Consider the following 18,192-nt stretch of genomic DNA (forward strand, 5'->3'; position numbering starts at 1 on the left):
CTATATAATAGAAGAAAGTCATAAAAATAAAAATCAGGTACTTAGTTAAGTGCCTGATTTTTATTTGCATACTTCATGCTAAATAGTGATAATTTATCCAATAATCACACGTTCCTTTGGATAATGGAAGCTTGATTTTTTGCCCCTTCCACCACCACCAAGCGTATAAAGGAAGGAAATTAAACCAACTCGACCAATAAACATTAACATCATAATAATAACTTTACCGATGATAGATAAATCAGATGTAATGCCTAATGACATCCCACACGTACCAAACGCTGATGTAATTTCAAAAATAATTTGAATTAAGGACGCCTGAGGCTCTGTAATGAGCAAAATAATAGTGGCTGTTAACACCATAAAAAAAGCTAATAAAATAACAACAAATGAACGGAAAACATCAATTAAATGAATTTCTCGTCCAAATATTTGGATATCCTCTTTACCCCTTGCATAAGTAATTAAAAATAAAATTGCTATTGCAAAAGTAGTTGTACGAATCCCTCCACCTACTGAGCTTGGTGAAGAGCCGATAAACATTAAAAAGCTCATAAATATATCTGTTGCTTCACTAAATGTCGTCACATCATATGTTGTTAAACCAGCTGATCTTGTTGATACAGAATGAAACATTGCTGAAAAAAGAGCCTCATGCCAAGACATTTCCTTAAAAGAGTGGAATGACTCAAGCAATAAAATGACAAGTGCTCCTACAACAAATAAAATTGCATATGTTGTTGTAGTGATTTTTGTAAATAAGCTAAAACGAAAATTCATATGTCGTTTAAGCAAAAATGTTTTTAACTCAATTAATACAGGGAATCCAATAGCCCCTAGCACAATTAGTATCATTGTCACCATTTGAACAAAATAATCATCATGAAACGGCAATAGGCTCATGCCTGTAATATCAAAGCCACCATTAGTTGTAGCCGAAATCGAGGCAAATACGCCATGTAAAAAGGCTTCTTCAAATGTATCAAAATAATTGGTAAAATGGAGCGTTAAAATAAAGGCTCCTGTTACTTCAATACCAATTAAAATTTTAACAATTTCTCGAATCAATTTCACAACGCCTGATAAATTGTATTGATTATGGTCAATCATAATTAATTGGCGTTCACGCATGCCAATTTTTTTCCCTACTAATAGCCATACAAATGTTCCTAATGACATAATTCCAATAGCCCCTAGCTGTAAAATCACAAGAATCATCATAAGCCCAAAGGTTGTATAGGTTTGTGATACATTAATCGTTGTTAATCCTGTCACGCTAACTGCACTAACTGCAGTAAATAAGCTATCTAAAAAGGAAACCTTTACCCCTTCTTGATGAACGCCTGGAAGTCGTAGTAACAGGAAGGAAATCGCTATTGCTATAAAATAATAAGAAACAAGTACCTGAAACGGTGTGACAAGTCTATTAGATGATTTTTTCCAAGGCACTGTAACAACTCCTCCCATCTAGGTTGCCCAACTGGATAGATAATAGTATAGAAAAAATTGTTACAAAAAGAAAGAGGAATAGTTGTCGCTATCCCTCAAAATCAATATTCTTTATTTTTTACGGCGAACACCCACTAAATAGCCGATAAACGCTATCGCTATTAACACAATCCAGAATGTTAATTCCCATGGAGTCGAATGTGGGAATTCTTGCGGCAATATGCCTACTTTTTCATGTGCTAATGTTAAAACAACGAGCTTTACACCTACCCAGCCTACAATTAAAAATGCTGCTGTTTCAAGTGAAGGATAATCATTTAATATTTTAACAAACCATTGTGCTGCAAATCGCATCATAATCACACCGATAAATCCACCAAGCAGCATCACTATAAACTGCCCACCATTGATGCCACCAATATCAAATTCCCCCAAATGCGGCAACGTTACCGCAATCGCAACTGCTGCCAGCATGGAGTCAATGGCAAAGGCAATATCAGCCGCTTCTACCTTAAGCACCGTTAACCAGAAGCCTGAGCCTTTTTTCGCTGGCTTATCATCTGTGTCTTCTTCAACATCATCCCTATGTTTACGCAAATCATAAATATTTTTAGCAGACATAAATAGTAAATATGCTGCACCGACCGCCTGGATTTGCCAATAGTTGACCAATACTGTAATAACAAAAAGAGCTGAGAACCGAAAGATTAACGCGCCAAAAAGTCCATAAAATAGTGCCTTTTTTTGTTGTTCTTGTGGTAAATGCTTCACCATTACAGCCATAACAACCGCATTATCTGCAGCAAGTAATCCCTCTAATACAACAAGTACAATAAGCACCCAGCCATACTGTAATAAAATTGCTTCCATATTAATGCCTCCTCTAAGCTCTCTACCCTTAAAATGACCATTCTAATGTAAAAATAATCGAAAAAAACCTCTGCCTTTTTTCAGGCAAAGGTTTCGCTAAGTAAATAGGTACTACATTTATGCACCAATCTACACGTCAGTCATTTTACGTATAGAGCAATTCACCATCATATTCGATTTGAACGAATATAACATCAGGTAAACCATTGTTACCTGTTAGCTACTTCCCTTTAACAAAATGTGTAAGGTATCCTCGCTAAATATTATAGCACTATCATTTATAACTGACAAAAATATCTATTATTTAATTTGAATTTGATACGTTTTATCTTCCTTATGTGCTAAATAAAATTCAATCATCCTTGGCATTGTCTGGATAAAATCAGGACATGTAATACCGCCTTTTTGTAAAATACGTTGTGCTTCTGAAGTATCAAATACCGCGTTCCATGTTAGATAATCTAATGTTTCTTGTTCAACCCCTAGTTTTTTCCGAATAAATGGCACTTGTAAGGATAGCCTTGCCAATGAAAATGGTAAGCGTCCCCTTGGATAATTGTTTGTTATTAATTTCACCATTGTACGGTACACTTCCTGTACAGGATGCGGATTAGGGTCTGTTAAATGAAATGTTTTTCCCTTTGCATCCTCTTCATTCATTAGAAATATAGAGGCATTTAAAATATAATCAACTGGCACTACATTGATGGTCACTGTTGATTGACCAATATACGGAATAAAAGGCAGCCCCTTTAAACGGTCCACTAAATTCAAAAAGAAATAAGGTCCATCAAATTTTGTCGTTTCCCCTGTTGCTGAATGCCCTCGCACAATACCAGGTCTAATAATGGTTAGTGGAACTTCTGATTTTAAATCTTCGACTCGAAGCTCAGCCTCATATTTGGTTTCCTCATAGTAATTTTTAAAGGCGAGCGGTCGAATCAGCTCATTTTCACGCAATATCCCTTCACGCATACCAGCTACATAGGCTGTGCTAAAATACATATAGCGTCTTAAGTTAGGAAGGCTACGTGCAAAATCATTAACCATTGTTGTTCCATGCACATTTACCTTCCAAGCAATATCGCGTGGCACAGCTAAATCGTAAATAGCAGCTAAATGCCATAGCACCTCAATTTTAGGGACAATTTCCTCGATCATCTGATCGTCTAGTCCAAGATTGGGTAATGTAATATCCCCTTCTACAATACGAATGGAGCAGTCAGGAAACTCCTCTAATAATTTTCTTTTTTCCTGATTTGCCTTCAAGGTTTCTCCTGCTAATACAATGGCAATCACTACTTGTGCCTGTTTTTCTCGAAATAATGCTCGAATTAATTGCTTAGCTATAAATCCCGGAAAGCCTGTAAAAAAGTGAAGCTTCATCTCCCATCCTCCCTTAAATCCATCACATCTTCCTTGTTTCTTTATCCACTAAACTATAGACAACTGGTACAATATACAGCGTTAATAATGTTGAGGTCACAAGCCCTCCAATTACTGCAATGCCCATTGGCTGATTCATCTCTGTTCCTTCACCAAGACCAAATGCTAGTGGCAATAACCCTAAAATAGTTGTTAATGCAGTCATTAAAATTGGACGCATTCGATCCTGTGTTGCAAGTAAAATAGCGTCATAAGCTGTCATTCCCCTTGCCTTTTGCTGATTAATATAATCAACAAGCACAATGCCATTATTCACAACAATTCCCACAAGCACTAATATACCGATAACAGAGGTTACACCGATTAATGTATGTGTTGTAAACAGCGCTACTGCTACACCAATAGTCATTAATGGTACTGTAAACATAATAACGAATGGATACTTGAACGACTCAAATTGAGCAGCCATGACAATATAAACAAGGATAATTGCTAAAGCAACTGCCAGTAGCATATCATCTATTGCACTATCATAAAGCTCACGATCTCCGCTAAAAACAATTTGCGTAGTTGGTGATAAATCAGCTTGTGCTAATGCCTTATCTACCTTTGCAGAAATACCACCCAATGATTCCTTTGTTTCATAATCCACAAAAAACGCTACCGCTGCTGCCTGATCTGAACGACGAATAGAAACAGGACCCTCCTCGATAGAAATGGTTGCAATATCTGCTAATTTTACAAATAATCCTGCTGGTGATCGTAGCTGCATCGCCTTTAATGCATCAACACTATGATTAAATGCTTGTCCAAAGCCCGTATAGACAGGTAATACAGCACCATCTTCCGCAATAAGCTGGGATGTTAATTGCCCCTTTGTCATTTGATTAACAGCTTGAGCAATTTGTGCTGGTACAAATCCATAATCTTTTGCCTTTTCTCGATTCACCTCAATTTGAATTTCTTGTACAGTGTTATCTAAATCCGTAGAGATATTTGTTATTTCAGGAATATTCTGTAGCCCCTGCTGTACTTCATGAACGGCAAGCTGTAGCCTTTGCTCATCAGAGTCTGTTAAGCGGAATGTTAATGTATTTGGTGATGAGCCAGTAGCCGTTGATACACTAAATGTAATATCAGCTTGCTGCCCTAACTCTTCTTGTAAATCTTGCTCCACTTCCTCTACAAACTCAAAAATTGAACGCTCTCGTTGTGCTAATGGAATAAGCTTGACATATAATTCTGCTTGATTAGCACTTGTTTGATTGCGTGCCTGTGATTGCTGTGTACCACCAATTAAGCTAACATAGACATCCACATCCTTTTCCTGCTTTAAACGCTTCTCTATTTTCTCAACAACCTTCTCTGTTTCTGAAACAGCAACACCCTTTTCAAGATTAACGTTGATCGATGTAAAGCCCTCATCTGTTGGCGGCAAAAACTCTGTACCGATTCTTGTTAGTCCAAATAATGCGCCACCAAAGCAAATGATGGTCACAAAAATAACAAGCAGACGATGCTGTAGCACCCATATAACCGAGGCTTTATAGCGTTGATAAAAGCGTGAATCACTACGTTTTTGATAAATATTCGTAGTTGTTGCTTTTAGTAGACGACCTGCTAGCATCGGCACTACCGTTAGCGCCACTACTAATGATGCGAAAAGACTAAAGGAAATCGTTAATGCAAATTCCGTAAAAATTTGCCCAATCAAGCCTTCAATAAACATCACAGGAATAAATACTACTATTGTTGTGAATGTTGACGCTGTTATGGCAAGAGCTACTTCCCTTGTTCCTTCCTTTGCAGCAGTAATAGGGTCTTTCCCCTGTCCTAAATGTCGTTCAATATTTTCAATAACAACAATGGCATTATCCACAAGCATCCCAATGCCTAATGCTAAAGCGCCTAATGTCATAATATTTAAGGTGAAATCAGCAAAAAACATTAACACAAATGTGACAATAACTGAGTAGGGAATAGCAATCCCTATAATAATTGGACTTTTTATATTTCGTAAAAAAACAAATAAAATAAGCATTGCAAATAATCCACCTAGCAATAAGGAGGAGCCAATATTTTGAATAGCTACATCTACATAGCTACCTTGGTCAACTAATATATCCGCTGTAATGCCCTTGTACTGTTCTTTGGCTAATAGCTCATCTAATGCTTGCTGGAATTCCTTTGAAACCTCTGCTGTATTTGCACCTGATTCCTGCAAAACAGACATTAATACGGCTGGATGGTCATTAGCTCGTGTTGTTGTTAGCGCTTGCTGCTCTGTTCTTTCTACTGTGGCAACATCACCAATCGTTAATGGTTCACCATTTAAAGGGTTCACAGACACAATAAGCTGTGCAATACTTTCAGGTGATGATAATGTACTAACAATACGCGTTGTTAGCATTTTCTCGTCATCCGTTAAAACAGGCTCGCCAGGAAGCGAAACATTATTTGATTGGACGATTTGAATAATATCTGTCTGTGTTAAGCCCTTTTCAACAAGCTTTGCTTCATCTAATGTAATTTGTACTTCCTCTATTAGCTTGCCAGAAACATTAACACTAGCAACACCCTCTGTTCGTTGCAGCTCCTTCTCTAATTCCTCTACTAATAGGCGCACATCAACCTCATTATTCTCTGCACGAAGTGATAGCTGAATAATCGGGAATTGAGATGGGTCAAATTTTAAAAAGCTTGGTTTGCCTGCATCAGTTGGGAGCGGTGTCATATCAATGCGCTGTAAAATATCAAGTTGGACATCTTCCATATTAGTAGACCAATTAAACTCAAGGACAATTAAATTGGTTCCTTCTTGTGAGGTTGATTGTAGCTTTTTAATACCGGGTAAGGTGGCAAGTGTTGCCTCTAAGGGCTTGGTAATCTTCTCATTAACTTCAGCTGGACTTGCTCCTGGATAGGAGGTGACAACCACTCCTATTGGAGGATTTAGCTCTGGAATAAGTGTTATAGGGATTTTTAATAATGATACACCGCCTAATAAAATAACAAAAAGCATTGTCACTATTGTAAAGACGGGTCTTTTAATGGAAAAATTACTAATGTTCATAGCAAACAGGCTCCTTTTCTATCTCTTCCTTTCTATGATAGCCGAAAAGGAGATTATTTTATCAACAGGTTATCTAATAGCTCTCTGTTTAAATTCTACATACAACCTTAATTTTCCTTGTAAAAAAACACGAATCGCAAAATTGTCGATTCGTGTTTAAATATTTATATTTAGCTAGCTTCTTTACTATAGAAGGCGGAGCGCTCAATTAATTTCATCTTCATATTATAGAAGGCTATAAAGTTTGATATTTTCGTTTTTGTCAGCAAACCAGCGCATTGCAAATTCATTTTCAAATAGGAACACAAGGTTGTCAAAGCGGTCTTTCACTAGCATTGAACGGCTTGAAGACATCGATTCTTTAACATCCTCTTCATTTTCAATCCAACGTGCAATTTTTGAACCGATTGGCTCCATTTTTACTTCCACATTGTATTCATTTTTCATACGATGCTCAAATACTTCAAATTGTAATTGCCCCACTGCACCAAGCATAACTTCCTCTGTATGCAATGTTTTATAATATTGGATAGCACCCTCTTGCACTAATTGCAAAATCCCTTTATGGAATTGCTTTGACTTCATCACATTTTTCGCTGTTACACGCACAAATAGCTCTGGTGTAAACTGTGGTAACTTTTCAAACTGGAATGTTTTCTTACCGCCTACAACTGTGTCACCAATTTGATATGTCCCTGTATCATATAAGCCAATAATATCGCCAGCAACCGCTTCATCCACTGTTTCACGGTCATCTGCAAGAAACTGTGTAGACTGTGTTACTTTAAAGGATTTGCCTGTGCGAGAAAGTGTCATATTCATACCACGCTCAAATTTACCAGAAACAATACGCACAAAGGCAATACGATCACGATGGGCAGGGTTCATATTCGCTTGAATTTTGAAAATAAAGCCTGAAAACTCCTCATGTTCCACAGGGTCAATAAACTGCTCATCCTCTGTAATTCGTGGCTGTGGTGTTGGTGCAAACTGTAAATATGTTTCAAGGAATGTTTGCACACCAAAGTTTGTTAATGCTGAGCCAAAGAATACAGGTGTTAACTCTCCTCGACGAATTTTTTCCTCTGAGTATTCATTACCAGCTTCATCTAATAATAGAATATCATCCATTGCCTGTGAGTAATAAGAAGTCACCTTCATTGGATGCTCTACAGCAAGCTCTCCATTGTCATCAATTGGTAAAAATCGTTCCCCTTCATCTGTTCGGAATTGCTCAATACGTTTATTATAACGATCATAAATACCAAGAAACTCTTTCCCCATCCCAATTGGCCAGTTCATTGGGTATGCTTGGATACCAAGTACCTCTTCAAGCTCTTCAATCAGCTCAAGCGGCTCTTTTCCTTGACGATCTAATTTATTAATAAATGTAAAAATCGGAATACCACGCATTTTACAAACTTTAAATAGCTTTAATGTTTGTGCCTCAATCCCTTTTGCAGCATCCACTACCATCACAGCACTATCAACAGCCATTAACGTACGATATGTGTCCTCTGAGAAATCTTGGTGACCAGGTGTATCTAAAATATTAACGCGTGACCCATTATAATCAAATTGCATAACGGATGACGTAACAGAAATCCCACGTTGCTTTTCGATTTCCATCCAGTCTGATGTTGCAAACTTGCCTGTTTTTTTCCCTTTTACCGTCCCTGCATCACGAATTGCGCCACCGAACAATAGTAATTTTTCTGTAATCGTCGTTTTCCCAGCATCAGGGTGACTGATAATGGCAAATGTACGACGTGATAATATCTCTTTTTCTAAATTAGCATTCATCTCGTCATTCTCCTTTTTTCATACTTCCTAATAATAAAAGAAGTCCTGCCTTTCGTACAACCTTTTTACATAAAATCTCCAAAAAGAAAGCCTTTTAGTGGCGACTAAAAGGCTTTCCTAAAATCTTCTCTTCCATCAAACAAATTTTAAACGACCTGCTTCTAGTGCAATTTCTGCATCACTATGCGGATATTTTGTGTTTTCGATAATTTGATAATCCTCATGCCCTTTACCCGCAAAAATAATAATATCATCTGGCTCTGCAATTTCAATTGCATGACGTACTGCCTCTGCACGATCTCCAATGCAGGCATAATTGCTATGCTGCATGCCTTTCGCAAGGTCACTTGTAATGCTGTCATAGTCCTCATAGCGAGGGTCGTCTGTTGTTAAAATAACATAGTCTGCTGCGGACGCTTTTTCAGCCATAGCAGGTCGTTTCGATTTATCACGATTGCCACCCGTTCCAACTAAGAAAATCAGCTTGCCCTTTTTATAAGGTTGTGCTGCTTCGATGGCTTTTTCAATAGCATCTGGTGTATGTGCATAATCAATAAAAATTTGCACAGGCAAATCAGAGCATACTTTTTCCATACGCCCTTTAACAGGCGGTAATTGCTCAATTTGTTCAATAATGGTTTCCATGGAATAACCGCGACCATAGAATGCCACCATTGCTGCTAATACATTATAAATATTAAATTCACCAAGTAAATGCATTTTTACACGATAAATTCCCTCTGGCATCTCGACATCAAAGATTGTCATATAATCATGATATTCACAGTTAATAGCTCGGAAATCCGCTGTTTCATTTTTTAAGCCATATGTCCAAACTGGAAATGGTGTCATTGCAGCATAGCGCTCTGACCAAGGATCATCCGCATTTAGTACAACAAATTTATTTTTTTCTAAATCTTGCCCAAGCTGGGAGAATAATAAACCTTTTGCATGCCCATATTCCTCCATCGTGCCATGGAAATCAAGATGGTCGTGCGTGAGATTTGTAAAAATAGCAATATCATAATCCACCCCTGCTAAGCGTCCAAGCGCTAGTCCATGTGAGGAAACTTCCATCGTCATTAAACGACAGCCTTCCATTTTTGCACGAAAAATCATTTGCTGTGTTGATAGCGCATCGCTCGTTGTATTGGCAGATTCATATAAAATTCCATTTAAGTTAAAGCCAATTGTACCCGTTAATGCAGATTTTTCACCCATGCCTTGCATAATGTTTTGAATAATGCCTGTGACAGATGTTTTACCATTTGTGCCTGTAACTCCAATCATTGTTATATCCTTTGAAGGATAATCAAAGAACTTGGCAGCTAATAAACCTACCGCACGATCCGTATCTTTCACAATAACCTGTGCAATATTTTCACTTAAGGGTAATTTACGTTCTGTTACAACAATTGTTGCACCGCTATCTATAGCCTTTTGTGCATAATCATGCCCATCAACCGTATAGCCTTTAATACAAACAAACATACTATTTGGCTGTACACTTCTTGAATCTATTACAATATCACTAACTTGACTTGGCAGCTCGCCAATTATTTTTTTCAAAGGTAATGCACTTAACAATTCCTCTGCATACATTTTCATAGTCCTCCAATCAATCTCTACACTCATATCATTATTTTTGCCTATTCGACAAAATATGACAATAAAAAACCCCCACGTTCTATTGAACTTATTTTACTACTTATTTCTTGATAAATAAAATGTCTCTCATGCATTTTTTCAACAAAAACGCTTTCATTGTCATAAAAAAATACGTTTTTCTTAAAATTTTTACTAATAATGAATAATCGTCATTTTTCGACATGTTTGTATAGAGCTCTGAAAGAGGAACATCATATAGCCTCATTTGTTATTTCATAATTGAACGTATAATCTTCACCTTTTGTTTATATGGAGGGAAAAGAACATTCGTTTCTAGCTTAGAGGATTTCTTTAAAATAGATTTAGGGTGCGTAAAGTTTTCAAAGCTGGCTTTACCATGGTATGCTTTCACGCCTGAAGGACCAACACCGCCAAATGGTAAATGTAAGTTTCCGACATGTGTCACTGTATCATTAATACACCCACCGCCAAATGGAAGTTCCTCTAGGAAATATTGAATGGCCTTTTCATGCTCTGAGAAGAAATACGCTGCTAATGGCTTTGGCAATTGTCGAATTTGATGAATAACAAGCGGTAAATCCTGATAAATCATCACAGGCAAAATAGGTCCAAAAAGTTCCTCCTGCATAGATGGACTTGACCATTTCACATATTCAATAATTGTTGGCTCAATATATAAATCATCGCGATCTACTCGTCCACCAAATGTAATCGCATCGCGTTCCTCCATAATAATCTGCTGTAAGCGATCAAATTGTTTAAGGTTGACAATACGACCATAGTCAGAGCTTTTCAATGGATTTTTCCCATAAAATGAACGTATCGTTTCTTTTACAAGTTTCATAAAAGGCTCATAAACATCCTTATGCACCAATACATAATCTGGTGCTACGCAAGTTTGACCTGTGTTGGTAAATTTCCCCCATACAATACGCTTTGCCGCTACTTCTAGATTAGCTGTTTGATCGACAATAGCTGGGCTTTTTCCACCTAGCTCTAGCGCAATTGGTGTTAAGCGCTCTGCAGCTGCCTTTGCAACCACTTTTCCAACCGCTACACTGCCCGTAAAAAAGATATAGTCGAAGGGCGCATGAATAAGAGCTGTTACCTCTTCTTTTTCTCCCTCCACAACACGTACATAGGAAGGATGGAAGGTTTCTTCAATTATTTTTTTTACAATCGCAGCTGTATGTACAGATGCCTCTGATGGTTTGACAATCGCTGTATTACCTCCCACAATAGCCCCTACTAGCGGCTCCATAACAAGCTGAAATGGATAATTAAATGGTCCAATAATTAATGTTACACCGTATGGCTCACGCACAATAAAGCTTTTTCCCATTTGATATTGAATCGGTGTTTTAACAGCTTCTGGTTCCATCCATTCCTCTACATGCTTAACCATATATGAAATACTGTCTAAAACGATTCCAATTTCTGTAGCATAAGCCTCAAATTCACTTTTACGAAGGTCTAAATATAATGCATTGACAATATCCTGTTCATATTTTAGGATGGCTTTTTTTAATTTTATTAGTTGCTCTTTGCGGAATTTTGCACTTTTTGTTGCACGAGAAAAATAAAATTGACGCTGTTCCATAATCATATTTTCTACATCTTGTGACGTAAAATTCATTCATCAAGCACCCCTTTTTTGAAATTGGCATACATAGTTTTGTCATTTTGAAACAAACTATCATTGTCTATACGATACAACATTGATAGGCAAAAATCCTCTTTCTTTATGTTGAGGGTCTACAACTACATATTTAAAATCGAAACGGGGGCGTAGATGAATGACAACAACAACTGGAACTTGGTGGGAGTCTATTTTTTCTGGACCATTGGCACACGGGATTTGTGAAGAAAAATTATTGCTTTTGCAAGACGAGGCTTTCTTATATCTCTCTACAACGCCTGTGGAGCAGAACGAAGAACCTGAAGCCAACTAATAAAAAGGCACATTATAGGATGCAGTTCATGCCCCTATAATGTGCCTTTTATTAATGATTTATAGGTGCTTTTCTAGCTCCGCGGGTGTTCACTCTACTCGCAAGTATTCTGCTTTCATCAAACTATTTAATAAATATTTCGTTGCCAAAATCGTTGTTGAGCAATGGCAGCTACAAATTTTTTGGCAAAGTCTTTGTTGCCTGTTGCTAAAATAATACCGGGACCAATATTTGCATTCGACATATTAAAAAAGGCTGTGCCTGTTGTAGCGAATCCAAGCGGCTTATAGTGTCGATATGCTTCATTAATATAATTGACAATATGTGTATTAAATTTAGCTTGATTATTTGCTCTTACACCAACAATATAGAGTGCATCAAATAATACTGCATCTGTCGTGATAAATGTTTCGTTTGCTGTTAATTGAACACCGCTATTGCTTGTGATTACGCCTAGTCGATCAGCAACAATGCTGTAGCGCACGCCCTGCCTTGTTAAATGTTTTAATACCTCTCCAACCTCGTTTGCATCAAAGCCATCCCCAATTAAAACACCTACTTTCAGCGTATAAGGTAATTTTACTGTATTGGCTTGACTCAGTGCAGGCGATGAGGCTGTTACCTTGGACTGCTCTCCACTAGGACGATTCACACCAACATTGTCTGCTACCGTTGTAGCTAGTGCTTTATCGACATGAGCAAACATATCCACTACTTGCTGACGAACGGATTTACTTTTCACTTTTCCGACCTCAAAGCTAAAGGCATCAATAATATGCTGCTTTTCAGGCTGGGACATACTATTCCAAAATAACCGCGCCTGTGAGAAATGATCATCAAAGGATTTACTGCGCGCTCTAGTAATGCGACCTTCAACCTTTTCCTCGTAATGAACATAGCCTCCCTCTTTTGCCGTTGAAGTGGCAGGCGTATTATTGGCTAGTGAATTTTTATGATAGCTGACCTTCCCTACATTAATTGCCTGTCGATTAAAGCCATTACGTTGATTATTATGGACAGGGCAGATAGGGCGATTAATCGGAATTTCTGTAAAATTCGGTCCTCCTAAACGAATTAACTGTGTATCTAAATAGGAGAAAAGGCGACCCTGTAATAGTGGATCATTAGTAAAATCAATACCCGGGACAACATTTCCCGGATGAAAAGCAACTTGCTCTGTTTCAGCAAAAACATTATCGACATTGCGGTTTAAAGTCATTTTACCAATTATCTTTACGGGTATTAGCTCCTCTGGCCAAAGCTTTGTAGCATCTAAAATGTCAAAATCAAACTTAAATTCATCCTCTGGTTCCAGTATTTGAATACCAAGCTCGTATTCTGGATAATCACCGATTTCAATGGATTCCCATAAATCTCGACGTTGAAAATCAGGATCTTTTCCTGCAATGATTTGTGCCTCATCCCAAACAAGTGAATGCACACCAAGTACGGGCTTCCAATGAAATTTCACAAACCTTGATCTTCCTTTATCATTAACAAAACGGAATGTGTGTACACCAAAGCCTTCCATCATACGAAAGCTTCGTGGAATAGCTCGGTCAGACATTACCCACATCACCATATGGGCAATTTCCTGATTATTCGCTACAAAATCCCAAAATGTATCATGGGCAGAAGCTGCTTGTGGCATTTCATTATGTGGTTCAGGCTTTACTGCATGAATTAAATCTGGAAACTTCATCGCATCCTGAATAAAAAAGACAGGAATATTATTTCCCACTAAATCATAATTTCCTTCATCTGTATAAAATTTTGTCGCAAATCCACGGACATCTCTCGCTGTATCCATTGAGCCTAAGCTACCAACAACTGTCGAAAATCTTACAAATACAGGGGTTTTCTTTTTCGGGTCCTGCAAAAAGCCTGCCTTTGTATACTCCTTCATTGATTCATATAATTCAAATTCCCCGTGCGCAGCAAAGCCTCTTGCATGTACAACTCGCTCTGGAATTCGTTCATGGTCAAAATGAGTCATTTTTTCCCTAAAATGAAAATCCTCCATAATGGTAGGACCCCGAACACCTGCCTTCAGTGAGTCCTCGTCATTGGACACTCTTAACCCTTGATTCGTTGTCATCCTTGTATCATCATTGTCAACACGAAATGCCTCTAATTGCTGATCCTTTGCATTATCCTTTACATGTTTGTGTTGATTTGACTTTGAGTTATCCACGCAATCCCCTTTCATCTTATACTCTATTGGCTCCATATACACTATATGTTTTTCAGCTATAAACATGCCTATATTTCGACATAAAATGGCTATATCTTGACAGCCCACCATATGTCGTGTCTATATTTGTGTCCTTTTTACCAACTGCCTCCGTCCCCTAAAAATAAACGCTTGTACCCTTTCATGGATAGGTTTGCTAAATATAGAATTATTCACTGTCATAAAATCGACAAAAATAATACGAAATTTTCTGATTATTCTATTGACGTTCACTAACTGTTATAATACAATACGATTATCAAATAAATTATATATAACAGTTACCTGTTGAGGAGGAAATAGATATGTTAGAAAACGTTATGGAATTTTTCAGAAATTTACCAGAGAAAACTTGTGTAGAGTGTGGAGAAAAAATGGAAGAGCAAAGTGAATGCTACAGCCATCACTGTGAAAACTGCAACACTTTATAATCAACAAAGCCATCAGCGAAACAATGCTGATGGCTTTTCTTGTACTATTCATATATGTATTAGATGATTAGCCACAAGACATAGCTAAATTTTTTATTTTTCAGCTCGAGTATGAGCAATATTACCATCAAAACAGTAATGGCATATGGTTTGCCCGTGTAAAGCAGAGATTGACCTCCACCACTAAATGCCTCGTACCAATTCCGCTGCAATATGACTCATCTGCAAATTTACTTTCAACGAATCCTCGATCATTTGACGATATGGTAAGTTATCATTCGTTAAAATATGTATTTTATCATTTCATGTACGTTACAGTACGGATTATCACGGCTCTCTGTTTGCCTTAGTGCCATCATATTAGCACAGTTTTTAATGGCTACCTCATGACGCAATGCGATAGGAGCAATAATGGATTCATCGGCTTTATGACGGAAATAACGCTTGACGCCAAGATGTTGCTCCATTTTATCGTTTAACACAGTTCTTGGGTATTTTTCTGTACTATCAACTTCCTCAAAATGTAGCAGCAGCCATAATTCAAATGCCTCATTTGTATAAGCAATATGGATATTTTTTTCTTCGCAAAAGGTATTCACTTCCTCCAACTGCTTTTCTGTTAAATCATCCTTATCAAAAACAATCCAAACCTCATCAAAATATTGATAGCTAGAATCTCGATATGCATGCTGAGCAAGCTTAATGGCAGAACGTTTCACATTTTTAATTTTGACGCTTACCATTTTTGATCGTTTCAAAATACGCATTTGCTCAAAATAAATGCGCTCCGTTTCACCCTCACAATAAATTAAAATCGTTTTACGCAGTGTTCGGTTCCCTTGTTGACGTACTCTCACTGCTTCGATACCTCCGCTTCCTTTAAATATTGTTCTGATAAATATTCATTAATCACAGGTGTTGCGCCAAATTCTCCTTTTAAATAACGCTTTGCATATGTCACATCTCCACGCTTCTTTTGCAAATCTGCAAAATCAAATAAAGAATATAATTCAGATTCATTTTTAAAGCTTTTATTGACAAACCAAATTTGGTCTGAGCGCAGTGGCTGATCTAGCAACTCGATTTCATGGCTTGTTACAACAAATTGATTGCTTAAATTGCGCTTACTATTCATAATCGTCATTAAAAACTCACAAATTGATACATGAAAAGCTGTATCAAATTCATCGATAAAAATGGTCTTTCCTTTATTATACGCATCTACCATGACACATGCTAAATGCAGCATGCGCACTGTGCCCTTTGAATCCATTGTCCAATTAATCGTATCCGTGCCTATCGGTGCACCCGCTTCATCAAATGCTAAATAATGCAGGTCGATATCTACTTCTTGAATCACCTCAGAAGTGTCAAATTCATAGCCAATGGTATTTTTTTCTCTGCGCTCCACACGTCTAGCTGTAACATCTTGAATTGAAAAATCTGCAATTTTAAGAAGCTTCATTACTTCCTTTTTAAAAGGCTCCTCTTCAAGTTTACGAATAAGAGGATGGCTTGATAACCGATTCGCTTCATCTAAGAACAAAATTTTATGTAAAAACCAGTCGAATATTTTGATTGCATCTGGATCATTGAAAACATGTAAAACAGATAAAAAGGCTGTATTATTACGTGTATATTTTGTTAATTCCTGTGCTGTCGCATGCAATGTTTCATATTTATATTCTATGCCATCCCATTGTCTAGCAAATAGTTCCTCTTTCATTGTGCCTGCTGTTTTAGTTAAACGCTCAAAAAGAACTTGAGTAGCATTATACTGTACTTCATAATCATATAATATTCCATCTAAAAAAATAGAAATCATAAACTCTGTTGGTTTGTCCTGCTGCTTTCCTAATTTAAATGGTTGATAAGGCAGACGTAATTGCTTGACATTATTTAAGCTTTCAAAGTTAAACAATAGGGAACGTAATACTTTAATGGCGGTAAAAAGATTGGATTTTCCACTGCCATTTGGTCCAAAAATAAAGGCGCTTTTCACAAGACGAAGTGAATCAAACTGCATGGTATGTGTATCTTTCCATTTACGAAGTCGACTTCCTGCCACCATCGAAAATAATGTTTCATCTTTATAACTTAAACAATTTTTCACGCTAAAATCTACAAGCATATAGAGCCCTCCGTTCAATTCTACAACCAATTCTTTAATGAATTATTATACTATAGACATAAAGAAGAGGGCATCTTAAAGTAGATAGCCCTCCAATCATTTAGCCGCTATTTTGTTGAATTTCTGTTAATTTTTCATGCTGTAGTGCCTGCAATGTCCGTTCAATTCCCTCAGCGAGTGAAACTTTAGGCTTCCAACCAATCGCTTTTGTCAGCTTATCATGATTTAAAAAAGAATGTTCAACATCACCTTGTCGTGCTGGCGCATATTGAATTTCAAGTGGGTGGTTGAGATGCTGCAATAATAAGATGACTTGATGAATCGACCATGCTTCATTTGTAGATACATTGTAAATCCCTTGCAAGCGTGCGCTGACACCAGCATAAATTGCGTCTGCAATATCATCTACATAAATAAAATCACGCGTTTGTTCACCAGTGCCAAAAATCGTAAATGGTTTTCCCTCCATACTACTTTTTAGCATGCTTGGAATTACTGCAGCTTCACCGTGCATTTTTTGTCTTGGCCCAAAAACATTTGCAAAGCGGTAAATTAAAATTGGTAGCTGATAATCCTTTTGCCATTTTTCACAATAGGTTTCGCCAATGCTTTTATTTAAGCCGTACATAGAAATCGGCTCGCAAACATCCGATTCCTCTAATGGCGGGTAATGGCTATCTCCATAGACTGCTGCTGAGGAGGCAAAAACAAAATGCTTTACCTTATATTTTGATGATAAAAAGAGCATTTGGCTAAGCCCCACGATATTTGTTAAAATATCCTTTACTGGCTCCTGTATGGATTGCTGAATACTTGTTTGTGCTGCACAATGGATAACAATATCGAAGCCTACCTCTTTAAAAAGATGCTCACAAACCTCATCCTCAATATTTAACAGGTATGATTTATGTTCAAAATCTACATTTCGTAAATGACCCGTACTTAAATTGTCGATAATATAAACGGTTGCACCTTCTTCAAAAAAACGTCTGCCTACCGCACTACCAATAAAACCATAACCACCTGTCACCAACACATTCATCCTATCGCCCCCAAAAACAATATGATGATTTATATGCAATTATCACAAAAAATATGCAAGAAACTTTGGCATATTATTACAAAATCGTTGATCATATAAAGAAATCTCTCCTCTTTCTGCTGACAATGAAAAAGTATGTTTCCTGTTGTTCAAACATAAGACTATTCATAAAATTTTTATACACAGCAGGGAC

At 37.3% G+C, this 18,192-nt stretch carries 13 protein-coding genes; 2 read left to right on the forward strand and 11 right to left on the reverse strand.

The window, feature by feature from the left end; all coding sequences use genetic code 11:
* Positions 1–93: 93 nt before the first annotated feature.
* From ACIQVU_RS04180 to ACIQVU_RS04210, 7 genes are all read right to left on the reverse strand, one after another.
* Positions 94–1,449, reverse strand: a complete 1,356-nt coding sequence (locus ACIQVU_RS04180; protein WP_340804494.1) for a TrkH family potassium uptake protein — start codon at positions 1,447–1,449, stop codon at positions 94–96.
* Between the two features lie 111 nt (positions 1,450–1,560).
* Positions 1,561–2,319, reverse strand: a complete 759-nt coding sequence (locus tag ACIQVU_RS04185; protein WP_340804493.1) for a TerC family protein — start codon at positions 2,317–2,319, stop codon at positions 1,561–1,563.
* 300 nt (positions 2,320–2,619) lie between these two features.
* A complete protein-coding gene (locus ACIQVU_RS04190; protein ID WP_402894004.1) occupies positions 2,620–3,705 on the reverse strand; it encodes an SDR family oxidoreductase in 1,086 nt (361 codons plus the stop codon).
* A 22-nt stretch (positions 3,706–3,727) separates the two neighbouring features.
* Complete coding sequence (locus ACIQVU_RS04195) at positions 3,728–6,778, reverse strand: efflux RND transporter permease subunit (protein WP_402894006.1); 3,051 nt, start codon at positions 6,776–6,778, stop codon at positions 3,728–3,730.
* A 225-nt stretch (positions 6,779–7,003) separates the two neighbouring features.
* Positions 7,004–8,581 carry a peptide chain release factor 3 gene (locus ACIQVU_RS04200; RefSeq protein WP_340804489.1) on the reverse strand — a complete coding sequence of 526 codons (1,578 nt, stop codon included), beginning with the start codon at positions 8,579–8,581 and terminating at the stop codon, positions 7,004–7,006.
* A 135-nt stretch (positions 8,582–8,716) separates the two neighbouring features.
* On the reverse strand, positions 8,717–10,183 hold the full coding sequence (locus ACIQVU_RS04205) for a UDP-N-acetylmuramoyl-L-alanyl-D-glutamate--2,6-diaminopimelate ligase (protein WP_340804488.1): 1,467 nt from the start codon (positions 10,181–10,183) through the stop codon (positions 8,717–8,719).
* A 274-nt stretch (positions 10,184–10,457) separates the two neighbouring features.
* The gene (locus ACIQVU_RS04210; RefSeq protein ID WP_340804487.1) at positions 10,458–11,846 is read right to left on the reverse strand and encodes an aldehyde dehydrogenase; all 1,389 of its coding nucleotides are present in this window, start codon (positions 11,844–11,846) and stop codon (positions 10,458–10,460) included.
* A 160-nt stretch (positions 11,847–12,006) separates the two neighbouring features.
* On the opposite strand from ACIQVU_RS04210, the gene ACIQVU_RS04215 reads away from it, so the two are divergent.
* On the forward strand, positions 12,007–12,162 hold the full coding sequence (locus ACIQVU_RS04215; RefSeq protein ID WP_340804486.1) for a hypothetical protein: 156 nt from the start codon (positions 12,007–12,009) through the stop codon (positions 12,160–12,162).
* Between the two features lie 127 nt (positions 12,163–12,289).
* Here the strand turns inward: ACIQVU_RS04215 and ACIQVU_RS04220 are convergent, their stop codons facing one another.
* Positions 12,290–14,371, reverse strand: coding sequence for a catalase (locus ACIQVU_RS04220; protein ID WP_340808525.1), 2,082 nt, complete (start codon positions 14,369–14,371; stop codon positions 12,290–12,292).
* Between the two features lie 329 nt (positions 14,372–14,700).
* On the opposite strand from ACIQVU_RS04220, the gene yhfH reads away from it, so the two are divergent.
* Positions 14,701–14,826: a protein YhfH gene (yhfH, locus tag ACIQVU_RS04225; RefSeq protein ID WP_340804485.1), complete on the forward strand. Its 126-nt coding sequence runs from the start codon at positions 14,701–14,703 to the stop codon at positions 14,824–14,826.
* A 281-nt stretch (positions 14,827–15,107) separates the two neighbouring features.
* Here the strand turns inward: yhfH and ACIQVU_RS04230 are convergent, their stop codons facing one another.
* The 3 genes from ACIQVU_RS04230 to ACIQVU_RS04240 form a co-directional block, all read right to left on the reverse strand.
* Positions 15,108–15,683, reverse strand: a complete 576-nt coding sequence (locus ACIQVU_RS04230) for an RloB family protein (protein WP_340804484.1) — start codon at positions 15,681–15,683, stop codon at positions 15,108–15,110.
* Positions 15,680–16,957: an AAA family ATPase gene (locus ACIQVU_RS04235; RefSeq protein WP_340804483.1), complete on the reverse strand. Its 1,278-nt coding sequence runs from the start codon at positions 16,955–16,957 to the stop codon at positions 15,680–15,682. Before ACIQVU_RS04235 ends, ACIQVU_RS04230 begins: the two co-directional genes overlap by 4 nt.
* A 100-nt stretch (positions 16,958–17,057) precedes the next feature.
* Complete coding sequence (locus ACIQVU_RS04240; protein ID WP_340804481.1) at positions 17,058–17,999, reverse strand: NAD-dependent epimerase/dehydratase family protein; 942 nt, start codon at positions 17,997–17,999, stop codon at positions 17,058–17,060.
* Between the last annotated feature and the right edge of the window lie 193 nt (positions 18,000–18,192).

Source organism: Lysinibacillus sp. NPDC098008 (assembly GCF_044760715.1).
Taxonomy (GTDB): Bacteria; Bacillota; Bacilli; order Bacillales_A; family Planococcaceae; genus Lysinibacillus.

Coding starts and splice junctions, on each gene's coding strand:
- ACIQVU_RS04185 (WP_340804493.1), bottom strand. CDS start 2,319: ATGGAAGCAATTTTATTACAGTATGGCTGGGTGCTTATTGTACTTGTT.
- ACIQVU_RS04190 (WP_402894004.1), bottom strand. CDS start 3,705: ATGAAGCTTCACTTTTTTACAGGCTTTCCGGGATTTATAGCTAAGCAA.
- ACIQVU_RS04195 (WP_402894006.1), bottom strand. CDS start 6,778: ATGAACATTAGTAATTTTTCCATTAAAAGACCCGTCTTTACAATAGTG.
- ACIQVU_RS04200 (WP_340804489.1), bottom strand. CDS start 8,581: ATGAATGCTAATTTAGAAAAAGAGATATTATCACGTCGTACATTTGCC.
- ACIQVU_RS04205 (WP_340804488.1), bottom strand. CDS start 10,183: ATGTATGCAGAGGAATTGTTAAGTGCATTACCTTTGAAAAAAATAATT.
- ACIQVU_RS04210 (WP_340804487.1), bottom strand. CDS start 11,846: ATGAATTTTACGTCACAAGATGTAGAAAATATGATTATGGAACAGCGT.
- ACIQVU_RS04215 (WP_340804486.1), top strand. CDS start 12,007: ATGACAACAACAACTGGAACTTGGTGGGAGTCTATTTTTTCTGGACCA.
- ACIQVU_RS04220 (WP_340808525.1), bottom strand. CDS start 14,371: ATGAAAGGGGATTGCGTGGATAACTCAAAGTCAAATCAACACAAACAT.
- yhfH (WP_340804485.1), top strand. CDS start 14,701: ATGTTAGAAAACGTTATGGAATTTTTCAGAAATTTACCAGAGAAAACT.
- ACIQVU_RS04235 (WP_340804483.1), bottom strand. CDS start 16,957: ATGCTTGTAGATTTTAGCGTGAAAAATTGTTTAAGTTATAAAGATGAA.
- ACIQVU_RS04240 (WP_340804481.1), bottom strand. CDS start 17,999: ATGAATGTGTTGGTGACAGGTGGTTATGGTTTTATTGGTAGTGCGGTA.